Origin of the sequence: Serratia sp. MF1(2023) (genome assembly GCF_030954545.1) — a bacterium.
Classification (GTDB): domain Bacteria; phylum Pseudomonadota; class Gammaproteobacteria; order Enterobacterales; family Enterobacteriaceae; genus Serratia; species Serratia sarumanii.
In genome coordinates this window covers 79,394-99,867 of the sequence record NZ_JAVHUX010000031.1, presented here as the reverse complement: position 1 = coordinate 99,867, position 20,474 = coordinate 79,394, and the positions used below count along the sequence as shown (strand labels likewise).

Sequence of the window (20,474 nt, the reverse complement as noted above, 5' to 3'; positions counted from 1 at the left end):
GTTATGGCCTAAACGTAGCAACTCGTCCGGGCGAATGCCAGAAGCCCGTGCTGAAATTGCTGGTCCGGCCCCGCGCGAACGGGGCCGGGCGGTTACTCCGCCGGGAACAGGAACGGATTGATGCTGCTGCGGCCGAAGCCTTCTTCTTCCATGCGGGCGTCCAGCACCAGCGAAGCCAGATCGTCGGCCACCGCTTCGACCTGCGGGTCTTTTTCCTGATACAGGATCTTCAGGTAAGTGCCGCAGTCGCCGCAGCTTTCCGCCTTCACCGCCGCCTGCTCGCTGTCCAGCGACCAGTAGTTGAGATCGCGGGTCTGCTCGCAGTTGCTGCACTTCACCCGCACCACGTGCCATTCGCTTTCGCACAGGTTGCAGTGCAGGTAGCGCAGGCCATTGACGGTGCCGATGTGCACCATGCTGGAGACCGGGATGCTGCCGCACACCGGGCAGAACTGGCGCTGCTCGCCGTATTCGGCGCGCGCCTTGCCGGGGATCAGGCTGGCCATCTGCGCCCAATAGAGCGACAGCGCGGCCCAGAGGAACGGCGCCTTCTCGCTGCCCACCTTGCCGAACTCGCGGTTGAGCAAGGCGTCGGCCATCAGCTCCAGCTCGTGCGCCGAGGCTTTCTCCAGGTTGTCCAGCACCGCCAGGATATGCTCCGGCGCCTGCGGGCGCAGCTCGGCGATCAGCGACGCCAGCAGCTTGCGCCAGTGCTCGCTGCGCGGGAACACGCTCAGATCGAGCGGCGGTTTGCCGCTGGCGGCGCCCTGCGCCAGCGCTTCGCTCAGATCGAGCTGCAGCGGATTATCGTGCAGCGCATGCTGCTGCGCCTGCGCCAGCTCGGCGGCGAAGTTCAGATAGTCGCCCAGCGGATTGTCGACAGCCAGCTGACGCAGGCGATCGGCGCGGCGGCTGTACAGGCTTTTCAGGTTGGCGAAAAGTAACGGCGGGATGTTCTCCGCCGTTGAGGACTTCTCACGCTGTGCCCCTAACTGCTCTTTAGGAACGATGCGGATACTCATCAGGGTTTATCTTCCTGTCGTTTCTCGCGGACCTCGCGGTACCAGCGCGGATGATGTTTCTTGGCCCAGGCCGCCGGCACCCAGCCTTCCACCATCGCGGTAATGGTGCCTTTTACCCACAATGCGGCGTAAATGTGCACCATAATCACGATAATCAGGCCGACCGCGGCCAGCGAATGTACCAGCAGCGCGATGCGGATCAGCGGGATGGAGAACGACGGCGCAAAATACGGCCGCCAGATCACCACGCCGCTGGCCAGCAGCAGCACCAGGCTGATAATCGCCGCCCAGAACACGCACTTCTGGCCGAAATTATAGCGCCCGGTGTCACCCACTTCCTCGTTCATGGCGATTTTGTGGATGTTCTTGGCCCAGACGATATCTTCCCGGTTGATCAGGTTATGCTTCCAGTAGCGCAGGAACATCAGCAGGAACGCGGCAAACATGATCACCCCGACAAACGGGTGCAGAATGCGCGCCAGCTGCGGCGTCCCGAAGATGTTCATCAGCCAGTTGAAGGAGGGGAAGAAGAACCCCAGCCCGCTGATGGCGGCGAACACAAAGCAGAACGCCACGATCCAGTGGTTGATGCGCTCCGGTGCGCTGTAACGCTGAATGGGCTTTTCCTTTCTCATTTGCGCGTCTCCTCGTCATGCGACTCGTCGTGCTCGTCCTCATCGTCGACGCGGTTAGGCCCGACGCCGACATAGTGGAACACGCTGGCCGCGAAGGTGGCGGCAAAGCCGATGGCCGCCAGGGGTTTCCACACGCCCTTCCAGAAGGTCACCGCCGGGCTGATGCTCGGGTTGTCCGGCAATCCGTGGTACAGCTGCGGTTTGTCGGCGTGGTGCAGCACGTACATCACGTGCGTGCCGCCCACCCCCGCCGGATCGTACAGACCGGCGTTCTGGTAGCCGCGGGTGTTCAGCTCGCTGACGCGATCCGCCGCCACCTGCTTCATCGCTTCCTTGGTGCCGAAGTGAATGGCGCCGGTCGGGCAGGTTTTCACGCAGGCCGGTTCCTGGCCGACGTCCACGCGGTCGACGCACAGGGTGCACTTGTACACCCGGTTGTCGTCCTTGTTCATGCGCGGCACGTCGAACGGGCAGCCGGCGATGCAGTAGCCGCAGCCGATGCAGTGCTCGGACTGGAAGTCGACGATGCCGTTGGCGTACTGAATGATCGCGCCTTCCGACGGGCAGGCCTTCAGGCAGCCCGGATCGGCGCAGTGCATGCAGCCATCCTTGCGGATCAGCCATTCCAGCTTGCCGTTTTCCTCCACCTCGGAGAAGCGCATCACCGTCCACGACTTGGCGGTCAGATCGGCGGGGTTATCGTACACCCCGACGTTGTGCCCCACTTCGTCGCGGATGTCGTTCCATTCGGAACAGGCCACCTGACAGGCCTTGCAGCCGATACAGGTGGTGACATCGATCAGTTTGGCCACTTCTTCCTGGTGGTCACGGGCGCGCGGCGCCGGCGTGAAACCATTGGTGGCGGATTTACGAATGATGTCTTGAGATTGCATGGCCATAATTCGTCTCCGTTACACCTTTTCCACGTTGACCAGGAACGCCTTGAACTCCGGCGTTTGCGTATTGGCGTCGCCGACGAACGGCGTCAGCGTGTTGGCGATAAAGCCTTTCTTCGCCACCCCTTCGTAACCCCAGTGGATCGGGATGCCGATGGTGTCGACTTCCTGGCCGTGCACCTGCAGCGTGCGAATACGCTTGGTCACCACCGCCTTGGCCTTGATGTAGCCGCGGTTGGAGCTGACCTTCACGGTATCACCGTGCTTGATGCCTTTTTTCTCCGCCAGCTTCTCGCCGATCTCCACAAACTGCTCAGGCTGCGCGATGGCGTTCAGCAACGCGTGCTTGGTCCAGTAGTGGAAGTGCTCGGTCAGACGATAGGTGGTACCGACGTACGGGAACTTGTCGGATTTGCCCATCGCCGCCAGATCGTCCTTGAACACGCGCGCCGCCGGGTTGGACACCACGTTCGGGTGCAACGGGTTGGTGCCGAGCGGCGTTTCGAACGGCTCGTAGTGTTCAGGGAACGGCCCTTCCGCCATCTTGTCGGTGGCGAACAGGCGGCCCATGCCTTCCGGCTGCATGATGAACGGCCCGACGTCGCTGCCCGGCGCGGCGGTGCTGTAGTCCGGGATATCGGCCCCGACCCACTTGGCGCCGTCCCACTCCAGCAGCTGGCGTTTCGGATCCCACGGTTTACCCTGCGGATCCGCCGAGGCGCGGTTATACAGGATGCGGCGGTTGAGCGGCCATGCCCAGGCCCAGCCCAGCGTATTGCCGAGGCCGGACGGATCGGCGTTGTCGCGCCGCGCCATCTGGTTGCCGGCCGGCGTCCAGCTGCCGGCGAAGATCCAGCAGCCGCTGGCGGTGGTGCCGTCGTCGCGCAGCTGCGCGAACGAGCTGAGCAGCTCGCCTTTTTTCACCAGCACCTTGCCGTCGGCATCCAGCAGATCCGCCAGCGCCTTGCCGTTGTTTTCCTGCGCCACCTCTTCCGGCGCCGGGTTGTCCGGCGTCAGGTAGTCCCAGGTCATGTTCAGCACCTGTTCCGGCACCGCACCGCCGTCGCGCGCATACATCTCGCGCAGGCGGCTGAAGATGCCCGCCAGGATCTCGCCGTCGTTCAGCGCTTCGCCCGGGGCGTCCGCGCCTTTCCAGTGCCACTGCAGCCAGCGGCCGGAGTTGACGATCGAGCCGTTCTCTTCGGCGAAGCAGGTGGACGGCAGGCGGAACACTTCGGTCTGGATCTGCGCAGGATCCACCTCGTTGAACTCGCCGTGGTTCTGCCAGAAGTTGGAGGTCTCGGTGTTCAACGGATCGATGGTCACCAGGAACTTCAGCTTGGACAGCGAAGCCACCACCTTGTTTTTGTTCGGGAACGACGCCACCGGGTTAAAGCCCTGGCAGAAGTAGCCGTTGACCTTGCCCTGCGCCATCATCTCGAAGTACTGCAGCACGTCGTAGCCTTTGTCCCACTTCGGCAACCAGTCAAAGCCCCAGCTGTTATCCTTCTGCGCCTTGTCGCCGTAGAAGGTCTTCATCATGCTGACGAAGAATTTCGGGTAGTTGCCCCAGTAGTTCACCTGGCCCGGCAGCAGCGCCTTCGGCGTGTTGGCCTTCAGGTAGGTGTCGAGATCGGTCTGTTTCTCCGACGGCAGCGTCAGGTAGCCCGGCAGGCTCTGCGACAGCAGGCCGAGATCGGTCAGACCCTGAATATTGGAGTGGCCGCGCAGCGCGTTGACGCCGCCGCCCGCCATGCCCATGTTGCCGAGCAGCAGCTGGATCATCGCCATGGTGCGTATGTTCTGCGCGCCGACCGAGTGCTGAGTCCAGCCCAGGGCGTACAGGAACGAAGCGGTTTTATCCGCGACGCAGGTTTCGGCGATGTATTCGCACACCTTGAGGAAATCGTCCTTCGGCGTGCCGCAGATGTTGGTCACCACGTCAGGCGTGTAGCGGCTCACGTGCTGTTTCAGCATGTTCCACACGCAGCGCGGATCCTGCAGCGTGACGTCGCGCTTGGCGAAGCCGTTCTCGTCGAACTGGTAGTTCCAGGTGGTTTTGTCGTACTTGCGGTTTTCCGCGTCGTAGCCGCTGAACAAGCCGTCTTCGAAGGCAAAATCTTCCCGCACCAGCAGGCTGGCGTTGGTGTAGGCCTCGACGTACTCGCGGTTGAACTTGTTGTTGGTCATCAGATACAGCAACACGCCCGACAGGAAAGCGATGTCGGTCCCGGAGCGGATCGGCGTGTAGAAGTCCGCCACCGATGCGGTTCGGGTAAAGCGCGGATCGATCACGATCAGCTTGGCATTGTTGTGTATTTTGGCTTCCATCGCCCAGCGGAACCCCACCGGATGCGCTTCCGCCGCATTACCGCCCATGACGATAATCAAATTCGCGTTCTTGATATCAACCCAGTGGTTGGTCATCGCACCGCGACCAAATGTTGGAGCAAGACTTGCTACCGTTGGTCCGTGTCAGACACGCGCCTGGTTGTCTACGGCAAGCATGCCGAGAGCGCGACTAAATTTTTGCGACAGAAAACCGGTTTCGTTGCTGGCGGCCGAGGCGCACAGCATGCCGGTGGTCAGCCAACGGTTGACGGTAACGCCCTGATCGTTGGTTTTGATGAAGTTGGCGTCGCGGTCTTCTTTCACCAGCTTGGCGATGCGGGTAAAGGCGTCGTCCCAGCTGATGCGTTGCCATTTGTCCGATCCTGGCGCCCGGTATTCCGGGTACTTGAGGCGGCTTTCGCTGTGGATGAAGTCAACCAGGCCGGCGCCTTTCGGGCAAAGCGCGCCGCGGTTTACCGGATGATCCGGATCCCCTTCGATATGGAAAATGCTTTCTTTGGCGTTTTTGGCGCCATCACCAAGGCTGTACATCAACAGCCCACAGCCGACGGAACAATACGTACAGGTATTACGGGTCTCGCGGGCGCGCAGCAGTTTGTACTGCCGGGTTTCCGCCAACGCCACTTCGGGGGCAAAGCCCAGCGCGGCCACCGTCGTTCCTGCCATACCGCCAGCGCAGATCTTAAAGAACTGCCTTCTGCTGACCTGCATGGGGGTCTCCTTTACTCTCGATTGTCACATTGTTCAAAGGCGCCTGCCCGCTAGCGCGGCAAACGCGAATGTCACTGTTGTTATGCTTGCTACGAACGCCGGCCATATTACCACAGCGTGCTTGTGGTTGTTACACACTCGTGCTCATTCAGTGAACGCTTTGGCACATTTCGATACATTTCGGCGTTGGCGCTCCCTACAGTATAGAGAGTAACCCGCGCGCCGGGGCGACGGCTTCACGCAGCCATCCGCCCCTTCTTCTATCAGTAGGTTAGCGCAGCGATTTGATCGTTAACCACACAGTTCACAGGGCATTGATAATCATTTTCAATATCATTTAATTAACTATAATGATCCGACTGCTTACGCGGTGCTCACGCTTTGCGCCGCCCATACACCACTGGAGATGATGATTATGAGTTATTCACTGCCATCCCTGCCGTACGCTTACGACGCACTGGAACCGCATTTCGACAAGCAGACGATGGAAATCCATCACACCAAACACCATCAGACCTACGTCAACAACGCCAACACCGTGCTGGAAGCCTACCCTGAGCTGGCCAAATACAGCGTTGAAGAGCTGATCCAGGATCTGGATAAAGTGCCTGCCGACAAACGCACCTTCATGCGCAACAACGCCGGCGGCCACGCCAACCACAGCTTCTTCTGGAAAAACCTGAAAACCGGCACCACGCTGGGCGGCGATCTGAAAGCGGCCATCGAGCGCGATTTCGGCAGCGTTGAGAAATTCCAGGAAGAGTTCGAGAAAGCCGCTGCCACCCGCTTCGGTTCCGGTTGGGCCTGGCTGGTGCTGAAAGACGGCAAACTGGCCGTGGTGTCTACCGCTAACCAGGACAGCCCGCTGATGGGCGAAGCGGTCGCCGGCGCTTCCGGTTTCCCAATCATCGGCCTGGACGTGTGGGAACACGCTTACTACCTGAAATATCAGAACAAACGTCCTGACTACATCAAGGCGTTCTGGAACGTGGTCAACTGGGATGAAGCCGCCGCACGCTTCGCCGCGAAGAAGTAATTCGCCCCCGTTGATGAAGATGCCCGCCACCGGCGGGTATTTTTTTGCCTGAAATCCGCTAAAGTTTGACCACGTCTTGCCGATGGTTTGTTCAATTGACGTTCGCCCGGAGAAGGAAAAAACGCTATGGCGGCATTGCAAGCATTGGCAGGAAAGTTCACTCATCTCACCGTAGGTAAAAAGCTCGGTCTCGGCTTCGCACTGTTGCTGCTGTTGGCGGTCATCATCGCCGGCACCGGGGCGCAATATCTGCATATCATCGAATCACGCGCCGATCGCATCGACTTCAGCAACCGGCTGAACGAAGAGATCAACCAGGCCAAATACAACCGCGCCATGTACGGCCAGACCTACCGGCCGGAGTATATTCAGAACAACCGCGCCAATATTGAAAACGCCGTCAAACTGATAGACCACGGGCAGGCGCTGGACTGGGACGCCCAAAGCCGCAAGGATCTGCAGCGTCTGGTGACGCTGATCGGGGAATATCAGCAGCAGCAAAAAGAGTTTGAACAGGCGGTCACGGCGAAAGACGCGGTGCGCCAGAGCTGGAACATGTCGGAAGTGCAGGCCAGCCTGAGCCAGGTGGAGCGCCAGTTGACCAACGGCGATCTGCAGTTGGCCTTCATCCAGCTGAACCAGAAGCTGACCCAGGTGCGCTACGGCGCGCGCGGCCTGCTGCTGAGCCTGAACAAGGAAACCGAAGCCCCGCTGATGGCGGCCATCGACGATGCGCGCGACGCGGCCAGTGCCTTGAGCCGCCGGGTCAGCGACGCGCAGCGCCCGCAGTTGCAACCGCTGCTGGCCGCGCTGGACGATTACAAAAACCGCATCGCGGCCTACCTGCCTGCCTATGAGCACGAGCAGCAGATCAGCCGGCGGCTCGGCGAACGCGCGCAGGCGATCGGCATGCTGGTGAACGCCTTTATGCAGGACGAGCTGGCTCAGACCCACAATGATATCAATCTGGCGCAGCTGCAGATGGGCATCACCACGCTGATCGCCATCATCGCCGGGGTGCTTATCGCCTGGCGCATCACCCTGCAGATCACCCGTCCGCTGCACAGCACGCTGGCCATGGCGGAACGCATCGCCAGCGGCGACCTGCGCCAGGCGCAGACCAGCACCCGCCGCGACGAGCTGGGGCAGCTGCTGAACGCGGTGGCGGCGATGAGCCAAAACCTGCGCACCATGATTGAGAAGATCCAGATGGGGGTCAGCCAGGTCTCCACCGCCTCGGCGGAAATCGCCGCCGGCAACACCGACCTCTCCTCACGCACCGAACAGCAGGCGGCGGCGGTCGAGGAAACCGCCGCCAGCATGGAACAGCTGACCGCCACGGTGAAACAGAACGCCGACAACGCCCATCACGCCAATCAGCTGGCCACCGACGCCTCGCAGACCGCGCAGCAGGGCGGCAAGCTGGTGGAAAACGTGGTCAGCACCATGCGCGATATTTCCAGCAGTTCGCAGCGTATCGCCGAAATTACCACCCTGATCAACGGCATTGCCTTCCAAACCAATATTCTGGCGCTCAACGCCGCGGTGGAAGCGGCACGCGCCGGCGAACAGGGCCGCGGCTTCTCGGTGGTCGCCAGCGAAGTGCGCAGCCTGGCGAGCCGCAGCGCCCAGGCGGCCAAGGAGATCGAAGGGCTGATCGCCGAATCGGTCAGCCGGGTGAAAACCGGCACCGAACTGGTGGAAAGCACCGGCAACACCATGGAACAGATCGTCCGCTCGGTCACCCACGTGCGCGACATCATGGCTGAAATCGCCGCCGCTTCCGATGAGCAGACGCGTGGCATCGCCCAGATTGGCCAGGCGATCGTCGAGATGGACCACACCACCCAGCAGAACGCCGCGCTGGTGGAAGAGTCCGCCGCCGCCGCCGATTCGCTGGAAGAACAGGCCGACATGCTGCTGCAGAGCGTCTCGGTGTTCCGTTTGGCGGAGCAGAACGAACCCGCCGCCGTGAAAGCCGCCGCGCCGAAAGCGCCGGCGGTAAAACCCGCAGCCGCCAACGCCGCTGCGGAAGAGAACTGGACCACCTTCTGACGCCCCGCCGCCCGCCCGAGGATTTTCGGGCGGGTTGTTATGTCCCCCCGGCACAACTCAGGCTATGCTGAGCCCTCGACGCGAGACACGGAGGCGCACATGCATCACCCAGACGTTTACATCGGCAGCATCCAACCCTATGAAGGCGGGCGCCCCAGCGCCATCGCCAAACGCCAGGTGGATGGCGCCATCCGGCTCACGCCGCTCGGCCTGGAAGGCGACGAGCAGGCGGAAAAAAGCTATCACGGCGGGCCGGACCGCGCGCTGTGCCACTACCCGCGCGAGCATTACGCCCACTGGCGCGCGCAGTTTCCGGCGCAGGCCGAGCAATTTTGCGCCCCGGCCTTCGGCGAGAATATCTCCACCGAAGGGCTGACCGAACACAATGTGTTTATGGGCGACATTTTCCGCTGGGGCGAGGCGCTGATCCAGGTCACTCAGCCGCGCTCGCCGTGCTTCAAGCTCAATTATCACTTCGCCATCGAGGACATTTCGGTGCTGATGCAGCAAAGCGGCCGCTGCGGCTGGCTGTATCGGGTGGTGTCGCCGGGCGCGGTCAGCGGCGATCGTCCGCTGGCGCTGGCGGCGCGCAACAGCGACGTGTCGGTGGCCGAAGCCATCGCCATCGCCTGGCATATGCCGTTCGACGCGGAACAGTATCGCCGCCTGTTGGCGGTCGCCGGCCTCTCCGCCAGCTGGAGCAAGACCATGCTCACGCGGCTTGCCGAAGGGCACCTTGAGGACTTCAACCGTCGCCTGCTCGGCCGTTGAAAGCGCGGGCGGAAAAGATGAAAAACGTGCGCCGAATGCCGCGTTAACCCTGTTCTTCCGCCTATACTGTAGCCGCGTGTTTTTCAGCCAGGAGCCAGGTAATGACCACCCCGACCCATTCGATTCATCACGCCGCCGCCGAGGGCTATCAGGCCAATGCCGATCGCTATATGAAAGGCCGGCCGGATTATCCGCCGGAAATCGCCGCCTGGCTGCGCGAGACTATCGGCCTGCACGCTGGCATGACGGTCATCGATCTCGGCGCCGGCACCGGCAAGTTCACCCCGCGCCTGCTGGAAACCGGCGCTCAGGCGATCGCCGTCGAACCGGTGCCGCAAATGCTGGAAAAACTGTCGGCGGCGCTGCCGCAGGTGAAAACGCTGGCGGGCACCGCCGAGGCGATCCCGTTGCCGGACGAGTCGGTCGACGCGGTAGTGTGCGCCCAATCCTTCCACTGGTTCGCCACGCCGCAGGCGCTGGCGGAGATCCGGCGCATTCTCAAACCCGGCGGCAAACTCGGTCTGGTGTGGAACATGCGCGATGCGCGCGTCGGCTGGGTGCGTAAACTGAATCAGATCGTCGATCGCCACGAAGGCGATGCGCCGCGTTTCTATACCGGCGAATGGCGCAAGTTCTTCCCGTTCAAAGGCTTTGAACCGCTGCAGGAGCAGGTCTTTATGTTGAGCCACCGCGGCGCGGTGGAGGACGTGATCTACAACCGGGTGCGTTCAACCAGCTTTATCGCCGCGCTGCCGCAGCCGCAACAGGAGCAGGTTATCGATCAATTGCGCCAGCTGGTGGCGGAAGAAGAGGAGCTACGGGGCCAGGACACGGTCACCGTGCCCTATCAGACCAAGGCGTATTTCACCACCAAGGTCTGACGCCCGGGGGTTCAGAACGCTTTCTTGGCGTAACCGGTGACCGCTTTCAGGCCCATCTCGCGGCCCAGCGCGGTCATTGGATGCACCACGATCAGCCCGCGCGCGCTTTTCTTCAGCGCGCCCATGTCGGCCTGCTCTTTCTTGGTGATTTCGCGGCTGAACGGCAGCTTGCTCAGCTTCTGCGCTTCGGCGCTCAGCTTCTCGCCGCGCACGTTTTTCAGGCGCTCGATCTCCGTCGCCAGCTTCTCTTTCTCTTTGGTGTGCTGCGCAATCAACTCAGGGTTGCCCTGTTGGATCACGGTGGCATCTTTGTGGTTCAAGGCGTCCAGCAGGTCGCTCAGGCGCTTGATCTCTGCCTTTTCTTTCTCTTTCATGGTCTCTGGCCCGTTGTGCCCAAAATGGCACGCTAATCAATGATACCGGCATTGTAGCAAAAGGCGCGCGCCGTTACCCGTCCTGCGCAATGCCGGGCGGCAGGCCGCTCATCTCGCAGGCCCTGGCGCCGAGCCGGGCCAACGCCTGGGTGTAGCGCGCGTTGAACGGGTAGCAACAGGAGAGCCGCAGCGCGTTGCGGTAGCGCCCGCTGGGGGAATACAGGGTGCCCGGCGTCAAACAGATCTGCTCTTCCAGCAGTTGGTGGAACAGCGCTACGCTGTCCACGTTGGGGGGGAACTCAACCCAAAACACGAAGCCGCCCGCCGGCTGCGTGGCCAGCGTGCCGCGCGGGAAATGCCGGGCGATCAGCGCCCGCGCCTCGTCTACCTGCGCCGCATAGCGCTTGCGCAGGTTGCGCAAATGGTGATCGTAGCCGCCGCTCTCCAGGAAGGTCGCCAGCGTTTCCGACAGCAGCTGCGACTCGGACATCGACGACACCGCCTTCAGCTTGCGCAACGCCTCGTGAAAGCGGCCGCCGCAGATCCAGCCGACGCGAAAATCCGGCGCCAGCGTTTTGGTGAAGCTGGAGCAAAACAGCACCCAGCCGTCGCGATCGAACGCCTTCACCGCCGGCGACAGCGCGCCGCCGAACTGGATCTCGGCATACAGCCCGTCTTCAATCAACGGCACCTGATGATCGTTCATCAGCCGCGCCAGCCGCTTTTTCGCCGCCAGCGGCATGGTGCAGCCCAGCGGGTTTTGCACCGTCGGCATGGCAATCACCGCGTTCAGCCGTTTCTCGTTCAATAGCAGCTCCAGCGCGTCCAGCGACAGCCCCAGCTGCGGATCGGTGGGGATTTCCAGCGCTTTCAGCCCCAGGCTGGCCAGCAGCGGCAGCAGGTAGAAGTAGGTCGGTGACTCCAGCCCGACGCAGTCGCCCGGTTTGGTGGTGACGCGCAGCGCCAGCTGCAACGCCTCCATGCAGCCGTGGGTCAGCACCACGTCGCCCGGCTCCAGCAGCATGCCCAGCGTCATCGAACGGCGGGCGATCTGCTGACGCAGCCGCAGGCTGCCGGGCGGCAACGAATACTGTCCGATCAGATCCGGTTGACGGCGCAGCTGAGAGGACAGCATGCGCCCCAGCTTGCCGCCGGGATAAAAATCGCTGGTCTGCGGGCAGGCCAGCGCAATGTTGGTGAAGGCCGGATTCTGCTGGGCGGCGAACACAGTATCGATCAGCGCCAGCACGTCGTCCGCCGGCGGCTCGATGCGGCCGCTGGGCGCCGAGGCCATCTTCAGCGCCGGCAGCGTGCTGCGGACATAAAACCCCGATTGCGGCCGCGCTTCGATCAACCCGCGATCCTCCAGCGTGCGGTAAGCCGACACCACGGTATTAATGCTGACGCGATGGGTTTGCGCACAGCGCCGCACCGAAGGCAAGCGGTCGCCGGGCAGCAGCGTGCCGCGGCGAATGGCCTCGGCCAGCGTATCCGCCAGCTGCAGGTAACGGGTATCCGGGGTTTCATCGAGCAGGGTCACAGTTTCTCTCCAGGCAATGGGTACAGTTTACATTTTGCAAAACTGTAACCATAACAATATCCAATTTGTGGCTCTGTCACCATCTCATTGCAGCGATTATGCTGATCCTCTCGTTATTACCGTCATTTTCAAGGAACCTGCCATGCTGGACTCCGCCTTTGTCAGCTACGTCACCGTCATGTCGATTACCCCCGGCCCCAACAACCTGCTGCTGGCCTCGTCGGGCGTCAACTTCGGCCTGCGCCGCACCCTGCCGATGCTGTTCGGCATCGGCGCCGGCTGCGCGGTGCAGTTGGCTATCATTATCCCGCTGCTGGCGCTGGCGCTGAGCTGGGCCGGCGTCATCCGCTTCCCGCTGGCGGTGATCGGCTGCGCCTACCTGCTGTGGCTGTCATGGAAACTGTTCAAGGCGGCCTCGCCGGACGCCAAAGAGCAGGTGAGGCCAATGAGTTTCCTCAACGGCGCGCTGTTTCAGGCGGTCAACCCCAAGGCCTGGCTGATGGTGATCAACGTGGCGATCCTGTTCACCCCGCGCGAAGGCGCCACCTTCTTCCAAACGCTGAGCGTCATCGCAGGTTTCGTCGTGCTGAATTTACCCTGTGTGCTGCTGTGGGCGGTGCTGGGCGACCGGTTGCGCAACGCGCTCCAGGTCGCCTGGAAGCTGCGCGCGTTTAACGGCGTCATGTCCGGCCTGATGGCCGCCACCGCGCTGTGGTTGCTGTTCGACGAATGGCGCGCGGCCTTTGCTTAGCCGCGGCCGAGAGGAGAGAGTCGGGAAGGTTGTTTGGCGCCGATGCCGGCGATCAGATCGGTAATGGACAGCACCATGGTGGAGCGCACCATCTGCTGATAGCGCTGACGCTGCATGGCGATCAGCGCTTCATCCGCTTCGCCCGGCTGCAGGAAGGTCGGCGCCGGCGGCAGCGCGGCCACGCAGTGCAGCTCGCCGAACGGCCCGAGGATTTCGTCGTCGACGAAGCGGTATTCCGCACCGTCGTGATTCAGCTCTTCGCGCATCGCCATCAGCAGCTCGGCGTCTTCATATTCGTGGCGGGAGATCACCCCCAGCCCATACATCAGCTTCAGGCGCACCGACAGCTCCCCCAGCGGGCCGCTGCCGGACAATAGCGGTTCGACGGCATATTTCACCGCATAGTCGTCCTTGCGGAATACCTGCACCACCAGCACGTTGAGCGCTTCCGCCAGCAGCTCTACCGCCGCGATCAGGAAACTGCGCACCGTTTTGCCCGCGTTCAGCTTTTCCAGAACCTGATTTTCAAATGCCTGTGCTTCTTCCATCATCGCTTTTCGAAAGGCGTGGGGAGGGCCGTCGATGTCGAACTCGGATTGCAGGAGCGCAGCAAGCTGCGCTCGGGTGTTCATCATCACGATTCTACTTGTGCATGGCGTTATACACAGCAACGGCCTCTTCTACAACCTCGCTTTCCGCTGGCAGGCCGGAAATTTGCGCCAGCGCGGCTTTCGGCCCGAGCGTGTTCAGCAATTCCGCCAACTCCTGCGCCTGCGGATCCTGTTCGCTGCGGTAGCTCATGGCGGCGGCGATGCCCTGGATCAGGTTGGCGTGCGGCAGGCCGTATTCCAGCGTGCCCAGCAGCGGTTTGATCAGGCGATCGCCAGCGCTCAGTTTGCGCAGCGGCTGACGCCCCACGCGCTCGACGTCGTCGTGCAGATACGGGTTTTCGAAGCGGCCGAGGATTTTGTTGATGTAGGCGGCGTGCTTGTCGGCGTCGAAGCCGTAGCGCTTGATCAGCACCGCACCGCTCTCTTCCATCGCTCCTTTCACCACGCGACGGATCGCCGGGTCGAGAATGGCGTCGCGAATGGTTTGCAGCCCGGCCCGTTGGCCAAGGTAGGCGGTGATGGCGTGGCCGGTATTGAGGGTGAACAGCTTGCGCTCGACGAACGCCATCAGGTTATCGGTCAGCTCCATGCCGGCGATCGCCGGAGGCTGGCCCTTGAACTGGGTATGATCGACGATCCATTCGCTGAAGGTTTCCACCGTCACTTCCAGCGGATCGCTGCTGTCCGCCGGCGGCACGATGCGGTCGACGGCCGAATCGACGAAGCCGACGTGCTGCTCAACCCATGCCTGCTCGTCCTGCGGCAGCGCAGCGAACACATGCTGCTTCAGCTGGCTGGTGCCGCGCACCATATTCTCGCAGGCGATGATGTTCAGCGGCTGCTCATTGCCCTGCTGATGACGCAGCACCAGCCCTTTGGCGATCGTGCCGGCGATTTTGCCGAGAATTTGCGGGCCAACGGCGGTGGTCACCAGATCCGCCTCGGCGATCAGCGCCACCGCCGCCTCGCTGCCGCTGTTGACGGCGCTGACGTTGTTGACGCTCTCCACGCGTTCTTGCTCGCCCACCACGTGCACCTGATAACTTTTACGGCTGTTCAACAGATCCAGCACCGTTTGATTGACGTCGGCGAAGGTCAGCTCAACCCCGGCGTCCGCCAGCAGCTTGCCGATAAAACCGCGGCCGATGTTCCCTGCGCCAAAATGTAATGCTTTCATAACTCTACCTTCTTAATGTCGAAGGGTGCAGCAAGCTGCACCCTTTAAAATGATTCTGTTATCCGGCTTTTTTGCCGCCGAGCAGGTCCAGCACTTCCTGGACGCTGGTGGTATTCGCCAGCCGCTCGATCACGCTCTCGTCATCCAGCGCGTTGGTCAGGCTGGTGATCACCTGAATATGCTCGTTGTTGCGCGCGGCGATGCCGATCACCAGACGGGCCACTTCATCCTCTTCCTCGCCGAAGCGCACGCCCTGCGGGTACTGGCAGAACACCACGCCGGTGCGCAGCACCCGGTCTTTGGCCTCGATGGTGCCGTGCGGCACGGCGATCGACTCGCCCAGGTAGGTGGAGGTGAGTTTCTCGCGCTCCAGCATCGCCGGCACGTACTCCGCCTCGACGTAGCCGCCTTTCACCAGCTGCTCGCCGGCGAAGCGGATCGCCTGCTCTTTGTCGCTGGCCTGCAGGTTGAGGAACACGTTGCTCTCGCTCAGCTTGAACAGGTTCGATTCACCGGCTTCGAAGCTGTCGTCCAGCGCGCCCAGTACCTTTTGTTGGTTGTCGCTGGTTTTGTTGGCCGCCAGCAAACGGTCGACCAAATCGCTGTACAGCTTGCTGTCGAGGAAGTTGGTCAGCGAGATGTGCTGGGCCTGCGGCGCGTGGCGCATCGCACGCTCGGTCAGATCGCGGTGGGTGATCACCAGATCCACATCGTCCGGCAGGCTGTTGATGGCGCTGTTGGTCACCGAGATGTTCTTCAGCCCGGCGTCGGCCACTTTCTTGCGCAGCACCCCGGCGCCCATGGCGCTGGAACCCATGCCCGCATCGCAGGCGACGATGATTTTGCGCACGGTGCTCAGATCGCCGTCGACCGATGCCGGCGTCGCCGCGCCGCCTTTGGACTGCGATTTCATCTCTTGCATGCGACGGGTCGCGGCTTCCAGATCGTCATCCTCTTTCACCTTGGAGGTTTTCAGCAGGAAAGCGGACACCACGAAGGAGACGGCAAAGGCTGCGCACACCGCCGCAATGTTGGCGAAGTAGGCGCCTTTCGGGGTCATCGCCAGCACTGCCAGGATCGAACCCGGAGAAGCCGGAGAAACCAGGCCGCCGTTCAGCATCGTCAGGGTGAAGACGCCGGTCATGCCCCCCAGGATCACCGCCAGCAGCAGGCGTGGGTTCATCAGCACGTAAGGGAAGTAGATTTCGTGGATGCCACCCAGGAAGTGAATGATTGCCGCACCGCCGGCGGATTGCTTGGCGCTGCCGCGACCGAAGAACATGTAGGCCATCAGTACGCCCATGCCCGGGCCTGGGTTGGCTTCGATCAGGAAGAATACCGACTTGCCGACTTCCGTGGCCTGCTGGATACCCAGCGGCGAGAAGATGCCGTGGTTGATGGCGTTGTTCAGGAACAGGATTTTCGCCGGTTCAACGAAGATGGACGCCAGTGGCAGCAGGTTGTTCTTCACCATCACGTGCACGCCCGCCGCCAGCAGTTTGGAGAGCACCTCCACCAGCGGCCCGATGCCCAGGAAAGCCAGGATCGCCAGCAGCATGCCGATGATGCCGGCGGAGAAGTTGTTCACCAGCATTTCAAAACCGCTTTTGATCTTGCCGTCCACCCAGCGGTCAAAGTGCTTGATAGCCCAGCCGCCCAGCGGACCGGCGATCATCGAGCCGAGGAACATCGGCATGTCGGCGCCGACGATGACGCCCATGGTGGTGATAGCGCCGACCACACCGCCGCGCTCGCCGCCCACCAGCCGCCCGCCGGTATAACCGATCAGCAATGGCAGCAGGTAGGTGATCATCGGGCCGACCAGCTTGGCTAAGGTTTCATTCGGCAGCCAGCCGGTTGGAATGAATAGCGCGGTGATGATCCCCCAGGCGATAAAGGCGCCGATGTTGGGCATCACCATGTTGCTCAGGAAGCGGCCAAAGTTTTGTACTTTAACCTTGATGTCTGGTGAAAACATAAAACACACCCCTATTGTTACGCGCTGACAATAGAGCGCGTGATTATTGTTGTGACGATCCAGCCGTGTTGCCGCTGTATGCGAAACGGACTCTATCACGCTGTTTTTGTCACGCGAACTTCACGGATTTTTTGTGACACAAATCACATACAACACCCAAACAAACCACCCTTTCTAGTGATAAAGATCACACTTATGGCGTGTAAAAAAAGCACAGTGAGAAAAAAATCGCCTGAAAACCCACAGTAAAGTGATGTTGATCACATTTTTAAATTGATGGTTTGTTTTTAAATTGTGATAAACATCACAATTTATTTTCAACTGCGGCGCCGATCGCGACGCTCTGTTTGATCATCCCTGTGAGCATTCATCCCGCCGGGAACTAGCGAAGTGATGAATGAAAGAAAACTACATTGCCGAATGAATGGATTAATTGAAGTGTAGTACAGAAGCCTGCGCAATAAACCAGCAAGCTATTGGAAACGCTGAGGGGAAATAAAACGGGCCGGCAATGCCGGCCCGTATGTCGTGCATGCGGCGCGTTATTGCGTCACGCTTTGAACGACTTTCTGCGCATTCAGCAGGTTCTGCTGCTTGGCCACCAGATTCGACATCATGGTGTTGTACTGCGCCACCTGCTGCGCGGTGCGGAACTGCACGCCGTTGTTGTTGAAACTGACCTGATTGCCCTGGCTCTGCAGGAAATCGCCAACCTGCACCAGATCCTGCACGAAGCCGGCGGTGGTCGGGATCGCCGGCATCAAGGCGTTGGCCGGTGCGGTAACGATCTTGTCATAGGCCTGGTTGTACACCGCCTTCAGATCGTCGGGCTGCTTCAGCGCCGCGCGGGCGGTATCCGCCTGCGATTTAGCGGACTGGATCTGCTGGCCCAGCAGGTTCAACGCGCCGACCGATTGCTGCAGCGCGTCGCGTTTGTTCAGGTAGTCCTGCGCGGTGCGGATCTGGTTAATCTGATCGAGCGCCGGCGTCAGGCTGGCGCCGACCGACTTGGACAGCTGCTGCGAAAAGCCGACCAAAATCGCGTAATCGCCGGCATAGTTGCCGAACTTCTGCTTCTGGTCTTCGCTCAGCGTGGGGATGTTCGCCCCGCTGCGCATCACGGTATTCTGTAAGTAATCGATAAATGCTTTGCGCTGTTCCGGCTCTTTATCGCCGCAGGCGGTCAATTGCATGACCACCAACAATGCCAATACCGGTGCCAACCAACGCGCGAAACCTCTGCTCTGGATCCCTACCGCCATGTGACATAACTCCTGTTATAAACCTGCTTTTTCATTGGACTCCGCCCCTTTTACCGCACTCCGTGCGCCTATAAGAATAGATCAACTGGCGGCATTCCGATACGCGATTCCGCTTGCGATGAGCATTGCCCCGGCCGGATGCGGTTGAAAATCGTGCGCAAAACGCACTGAGGTTCATTGCCGTCGGCGACCGGACGCTTCAATTTCCCCAAGTCGCCCCCCAAGTCGCCCCCCAAGTCGCCCCTCAAGTCGCCCCTCAAGTCGCCAGGCGACCTTGCCTTCGCCCCCAGGAAACGGAAATAAAAAAAGGCGCCCGCAGGCGCCTTGTCACAGCAGAGAGGCCACTTACTGCAGCACGGAGATATCCGCCACCTGCAGGAACAGTTCGCGCAGCTTGCTCAACAGCGTCAGACGGTTCACGCGCACTTCCGCATCGTCCGCCATGACCATCACGTTGTCGAAGAACGCATCCACCGGCTCGCGCAGCGCAGCCAGCTCCACCAGCGCTTCCTGGTAGTTGCCCGCCGCGAAGTACGGCTGCAGCTTGTCGCGCAGCACCACCAGGTGAGTCGCCAGCTGGATCTCCGCTGCATCCTTCAGCACCGAGGCGCGCACGCTGTCGTTCAGCGTTTCGGTAGACTTGGCCAGAATGTTGGAGACGCGTTTGTTGGCCGCAGCCAGCGCCGCCGCCGCTTCCAGCGTACGGAAGTGGGAGACCGCCTTGACGCGCGCGTCGAAGTCGGCCGGCTTGGTCGGACGGCGCGCCAGCACCGCCTGAATGGTATCGACAGCGTGGCCTTCTTCCTGATACCAGGCGCGGAAGCGGCCCAGCATGAATTCCACCACCTCGTCGACCACCTTGGCGTTGGTCAGCTTGCTGCCGTACAGGCGCACGGCCTCTTCGGTCAGGGTCTGCAGATCCAGCGGCAGGTTTTTCTCGACGATGATGCGCAATACGCCCAGCGCGGCGCGGCGCAGCGCGAACGGGTCTTTATCGCCTTTCGGATGCTGCCCGATGCCGAAGATGCCGGCCAGGGTGTCCATCTTGTCGGCGATCGCCAGGGAACAGGCCACCAGCGACTGCGGCAGCGCATCGCCGGCGTAGCGCGGCTGATACTGCTCGTTCAGCGCAACGGCGACGTCTTCCGCCTCACCGTCGTGGCGCGCGTAGTGCATGCCCATCACGCCCTGGGTGTCGGTGAATTCGAACACCATGTTGGTCATCAGGTCGCACTTCGACAGCAGGCCCGCGCGGGTGGCGTGGTTGACGTCGGCGCCGATCTGGCCGGCAACCCAGCCCGCCAGCGCCTGAATGCGGTCGGTCTTGTCGCGCAGGGTGCCCAGCTGCTGTTGGAACAGCACGGTTTCCAGGCGCGGCAGGTTGTCTTCCAGGCGTTTCTTGCGGTCGGTGTTGAAGAAGAACTCGGCGTCGGCCAGACGCGGACGCACCACTTTCTCGTTACCGGAGATGATCTGCTGCGGGTCTTTCGACTCGATGTTGGCCACGAAGATAAAGTTCGGCAGCAGTTTGCCCGCGGCGTCGTACACCGGGAAATACTTCTGGTCGCCCTTCATGGTGTACACCAGCGCTTCCGCCGGCACCGCCAGGAATTTCTCTTCGAATTTGGCGGTCAGCACCACCGGCCATTCCACCAGCGAGGCCACTTCTTCCAGCAGGCTGTCGCTCAGATCGGCCTTGCCGCCAATCTTCTGCGCCGCCAGCTCGGCGTCGCGCTTGATGAGGGCTTTACGCGCTTCATAATCGGCGACCACTTTGCCGCGCTCCAGCAGGATCTGCGGGTATTGGTCGGCGTTGCCGAGGGTGAACTCGGCTTCGCCCATGAAGCGGTGGCCGCGCACGGTGCGCGCAGAGTCGATGCCCAGCACGGTGCCCGGGATCAGATCGGCGCCCAGCAGCATCGTGACGGTGTGCACCGGACGCACGAACTGCACGTCGGAGTCGCCCCAACGCATCAGTTTCGGAATCGGCAGTTTAGCCAGCGCGGTGCTGACCATGCCGGCCAGCAGCGCCTGCGCCGACTGGCCTTTGACGTGGGCGCGGTACATCAACCACTCGCCCTTGTCGGTCACCAGGCGTTCAGCCTGATCGACGGTGATGCCGCAGCCGCGCGCCCAGCCTTCGGCCGCTTTGCTCGGTTTGCCTTCGGCGTCGAACGCCTGGGCGATCGCCGGGCCGCGTTTTTCAATTTCGCGATCGGCCTGCGCCGCGCTCAGGTTGGCCACTTTCAGCGCCAGGCGGCGCGGTGCGGCGAACCAGCTCACGTCACCGTGTTCCAGGCCGGCGTTGTCCAGCTCGGCGGTGAAGTTGGCGGCGAAAGATTCCGCCAGGGAACGAAGAGCCTTCGGCGGCAGCTCTTCCGTGCCGATTTCCACCAGGAAAGTCTGTTGAGTCATGGCTGCC

Annotated in this window: 16 protein-coding genes; 5 read left to right on the top strand and 11 right to left on the bottom strand. The window is 61.6% G+C overall.

Features of this window, described 5'->3' with window-relative positions; translation table 11 throughout:
* Positions 1–92 precede the first annotated feature (92 nt).
* From fdhE to fdnG, 4 genes are read right to left on the bottom strand one after another with little or no spacing between them, the layout of a single operon-like run.
* Positions 93–1,022: a formate dehydrogenase accessory protein FdhE gene (gene fdhE / locus REA38_RS15830; protein WP_033649531.1), complete on the bottom strand. Its 930-nt coding sequence runs from the start codon at positions 1,020–1,022 to the stop codon at positions 93–95.
* On the bottom strand, positions 1,022–1,657 hold the full coding sequence (gene fdoI / locus REA38_RS15825; protein ID WP_004934017.1) for a formate dehydrogenase cytochrome b556 subunit: 636 nt from the start codon (positions 1,655–1,657) through the stop codon (positions 1,022–1,024). Before fdoI ends, fdhE begins: the two co-directional genes overlap by 1 nt.
* A complete protein-coding gene (gene fdxH / locus REA38_RS15820) occupies positions 1,654–2,556 on the bottom strand; it encodes a formate dehydrogenase subunit beta (protein WP_033649532.1) in 903 nt (300 codons plus the stop codon). The genes fdoI and fdxH overlap by 4 nt, the downstream gene beginning before the upstream one ends.
* A 12-nt stretch (positions 2,557–2,568) precedes the next feature.
* The gene (gene fdnG / locus REA38_RS15815; RefSeq protein WP_094887892.1) at positions 2,569–5,616 is read right to left on the bottom strand and encodes a formate dehydrogenase-N subunit alpha; all 3,048 of its coding nucleotides are present in this window, start codon (positions 5,614–5,616) and stop codon (positions 2,569–2,571) included.
* Between the two features lie 415 nt (positions 5,617–6,031).
* On the opposite strand from fdnG, the gene sodA reads away from it, so the two are divergent.
* The 4 genes from sodA (at position 6,032) to REA38_RS15795 (ending at position 10,359) form a co-directional block, all read left to right on the top strand.
* The gene (sodA, locus tag REA38_RS15810) at positions 6,032–6,652 is read left to right on the top strand and encodes a superoxide dismutase [Mn] (RefSeq protein WP_004934003.1); all 621 of its coding nucleotides are present in this window, start codon (positions 6,032–6,034) and stop codon (positions 6,650–6,652) included.
* A 126-nt stretch (positions 6,653–6,778) separates the two neighbouring features.
* Entirely contained in the window at positions 6,779–8,707 is a 1,929-nt protein-coding gene (locus REA38_RS15805; protein WP_041037292.1) for a methyl-accepting chemotaxis protein, read from the top strand.
* 99 nt (positions 8,708–8,806) lie between these two features.
* The gene (yiiM, locus tag REA38_RS15800) at positions 8,807–9,478 is read left to right on the top strand and encodes a 6-hydroxyaminopurine reductase (protein WP_033649535.1); all 672 of its coding nucleotides are present in this window, start codon (positions 8,807–8,809) and stop codon (positions 9,476–9,478) included.
* Between the two features lie 101 nt (positions 9,479–9,579).
* The gene (locus tag REA38_RS15795) at positions 9,580–10,359 is read left to right on the top strand and encodes a class I SAM-dependent methyltransferase (protein WP_041037296.1); all 780 of its coding nucleotides are present in this window, start codon (positions 9,580–9,582) and stop codon (positions 10,357–10,359) included.
* Between the two features lie 11 nt (positions 10,360–10,370).
* On the opposite strand, the gene REA38_RS15790 is transcribed toward REA38_RS15795, so the two are convergent.
* Positions 10,371–10,733 carry a YibL family ribosome-associated protein gene (locus REA38_RS15790; protein ID WP_004933989.1) on the bottom strand — a complete coding sequence of 121 codons (363 nt, stop codon included), beginning with the start codon at positions 10,731–10,733 and terminating at the stop codon, positions 10,371–10,373.
* Positions 10,734–10,806: 73 nt separating this feature from the next.
* Positions 10,807–12,273: a PLP-dependent aminotransferase family protein gene (locus REA38_RS15785; protein WP_033636555.1), complete on the bottom strand. Its 1,467-nt coding sequence runs from the start codon at positions 12,271–12,273 to the stop codon at positions 10,807–10,809.
* A gap of 142 nt (positions 12,274–12,415) precedes the next feature.
* Between REA38_RS15785 and REA38_RS15780 the strand changes: the two genes are divergently transcribed.
* On the top strand, positions 12,416–13,024 hold the full coding sequence (locus REA38_RS15780; RefSeq protein ID WP_060431258.1) for a LysE family translocator: 609 nt from the start codon (positions 12,416–12,418) through the stop codon (positions 13,022–13,024).
* Here the strand turns inward: REA38_RS15780 and REA38_RS15775 are convergent.
* From REA38_RS15775 to glyS, 5 genes are all read right to left on the bottom strand, one after another.
* The gene (locus tag REA38_RS15775) at positions 13,021–13,575 is read right to left on the bottom strand and encodes an MltR family transcriptional regulator (protein ID WP_033638634.1); all 555 of its coding nucleotides are present in this window, start codon (positions 13,573–13,575) and stop codon (positions 13,021–13,023) included. The two genes, REA38_RS15780 and REA38_RS15775, sit on opposite strands and share 4 nt — an antisense overlap.
* Before the next feature lie 91 nt (positions 13,576–13,666).
* Positions 13,667–14,812, bottom strand: coding sequence for a mannitol-1-phosphate 5-dehydrogenase (gene mtlD, locus REA38_RS15770; protein WP_308886205.1), 1,146 nt, complete (start codon positions 14,810–14,812; stop codon positions 13,667–13,669).
* Positions 14,813–14,870: 58 nt separating this feature from the next.
* Positions 14,871–16,790 (bottom strand): PTS mannitol transporter subunit IICBA, encoded by a 1,920-nt coding sequence (locus tag REA38_RS15765; RefSeq protein WP_041037303.1) that lies wholly within the window; start codon positions 16,788–16,790, stop codon positions 14,871–14,873.
* Positions 16,791–17,332: 542 nt separating this feature from the next.
* Positions 17,333–18,052, bottom strand: coding sequence for a DUF3053 domain-containing protein (locus REA38_RS15760; protein ID WP_033653963.1), 720 nt, complete (start codon positions 18,050–18,052; stop codon positions 17,333–17,335).
* Between the two features lie 345 nt (positions 18,053–18,397).
* Entirely contained in the window at positions 18,398–20,467 is a 2,070-nt protein-coding gene (gene glyS, locus REA38_RS15755; RefSeq protein ID WP_308886204.1) for a glycine--tRNA ligase subunit beta, read from the bottom strand.
* Positions 20,468–20,474 lie beyond the last annotated feature (7 nt).

What these genes read in the sequence shown, in the direction of transcription:
- fdhE (WP_033649531.1), bottom strand. Translation starts at nt 1,022, where the DNA reads ATGAGTATCCGCATCGTTCCTAAAGAGCAGTTAGGGGCACAGCGTGAG.
- fdoI (WP_004934017.1), bottom strand. Translation starts at nt 1,657, where the DNA reads ATGAGAAAGGAAAAGCCCATTCAGCGTTACAGCGCACCGGAGCGCATC.
- fdxH (WP_033649532.1), bottom strand. Translation starts at nt 2,556, where the DNA reads ATGGCCATGCAATCTCAAGACATCATTCGTAAATCCGCCACCAATGGT.
- sodA (WP_004934003.1), top strand. Translation starts at nt 6,032, where the DNA reads ATGAGTTATTCACTGCCATCCCTGCCGTACGCTTACGACGCACTGGAA.
- REA38_RS15805 (WP_041037292.1), top strand. Translation starts at nt 6,779, where the DNA reads ATGGCGGCATTGCAAGCATTGGCAGGAAAGTTCACTCATCTCACCGTA.
- yiiM (WP_033649535.1), top strand. Translation starts at nt 8,807, where the DNA reads ATGCATCACCCAGACGTTTACATCGGCAGCATCCAACCCTATGAAGGC.
- REA38_RS15795 (WP_041037296.1), top strand. Translation starts at nt 9,580, where the DNA reads ATGACCACCCCGACCCATTCGATTCATCACGCCGCCGCCGAGGGCTAT.
- REA38_RS15790 (WP_004933989.1), bottom strand. Translation starts at nt 10,733, where the DNA reads ATGAAAGAGAAAGAAAAGGCAGAGATCAAGCGCCTGAGCGACCTGCTG.
- REA38_RS15780 (WP_060431258.1), top strand. Translation starts at nt 12,416, where the DNA reads ATGCTGGACTCCGCCTTTGTCAGCTACGTCACCGTCATGTCGATTACC.
- REA38_RS15775 (WP_033638634.1), bottom strand. Translation starts at nt 13,575, where the DNA reads ATGATGGAAGAAGCACAGGCATTTGAAAATCAGGTTCTGGAAAAGCTG.
- mtlD (WP_308886205.1), bottom strand. Translation starts at nt 14,812, where the DNA reads ATGAAAGCATTACATTTTGGCGCAGGGAACATCGGCCGCGGTTTTATC.
- REA38_RS15765 (WP_041037303.1), bottom strand. Translation starts at nt 16,790, where the DNA reads ATGTTTTCACCAGACATCAAGGTTAAAGTACAAAACTTTGGCCGCTTC.
- REA38_RS15760 (WP_033653963.1), bottom strand. Translation starts at nt 18,052, where the DNA reads ATGGCGGTAGGGATCCAGAGCAGAGGTTTCGCGCGTTGGTTGGCACCG.
- glyS (WP_308886204.1), bottom strand. Translation starts at nt 20,467, where the DNA reads ATGACTCAACAGACTTTCCTGGTGGAAATCGGCACGGAAGAGCTGCCG.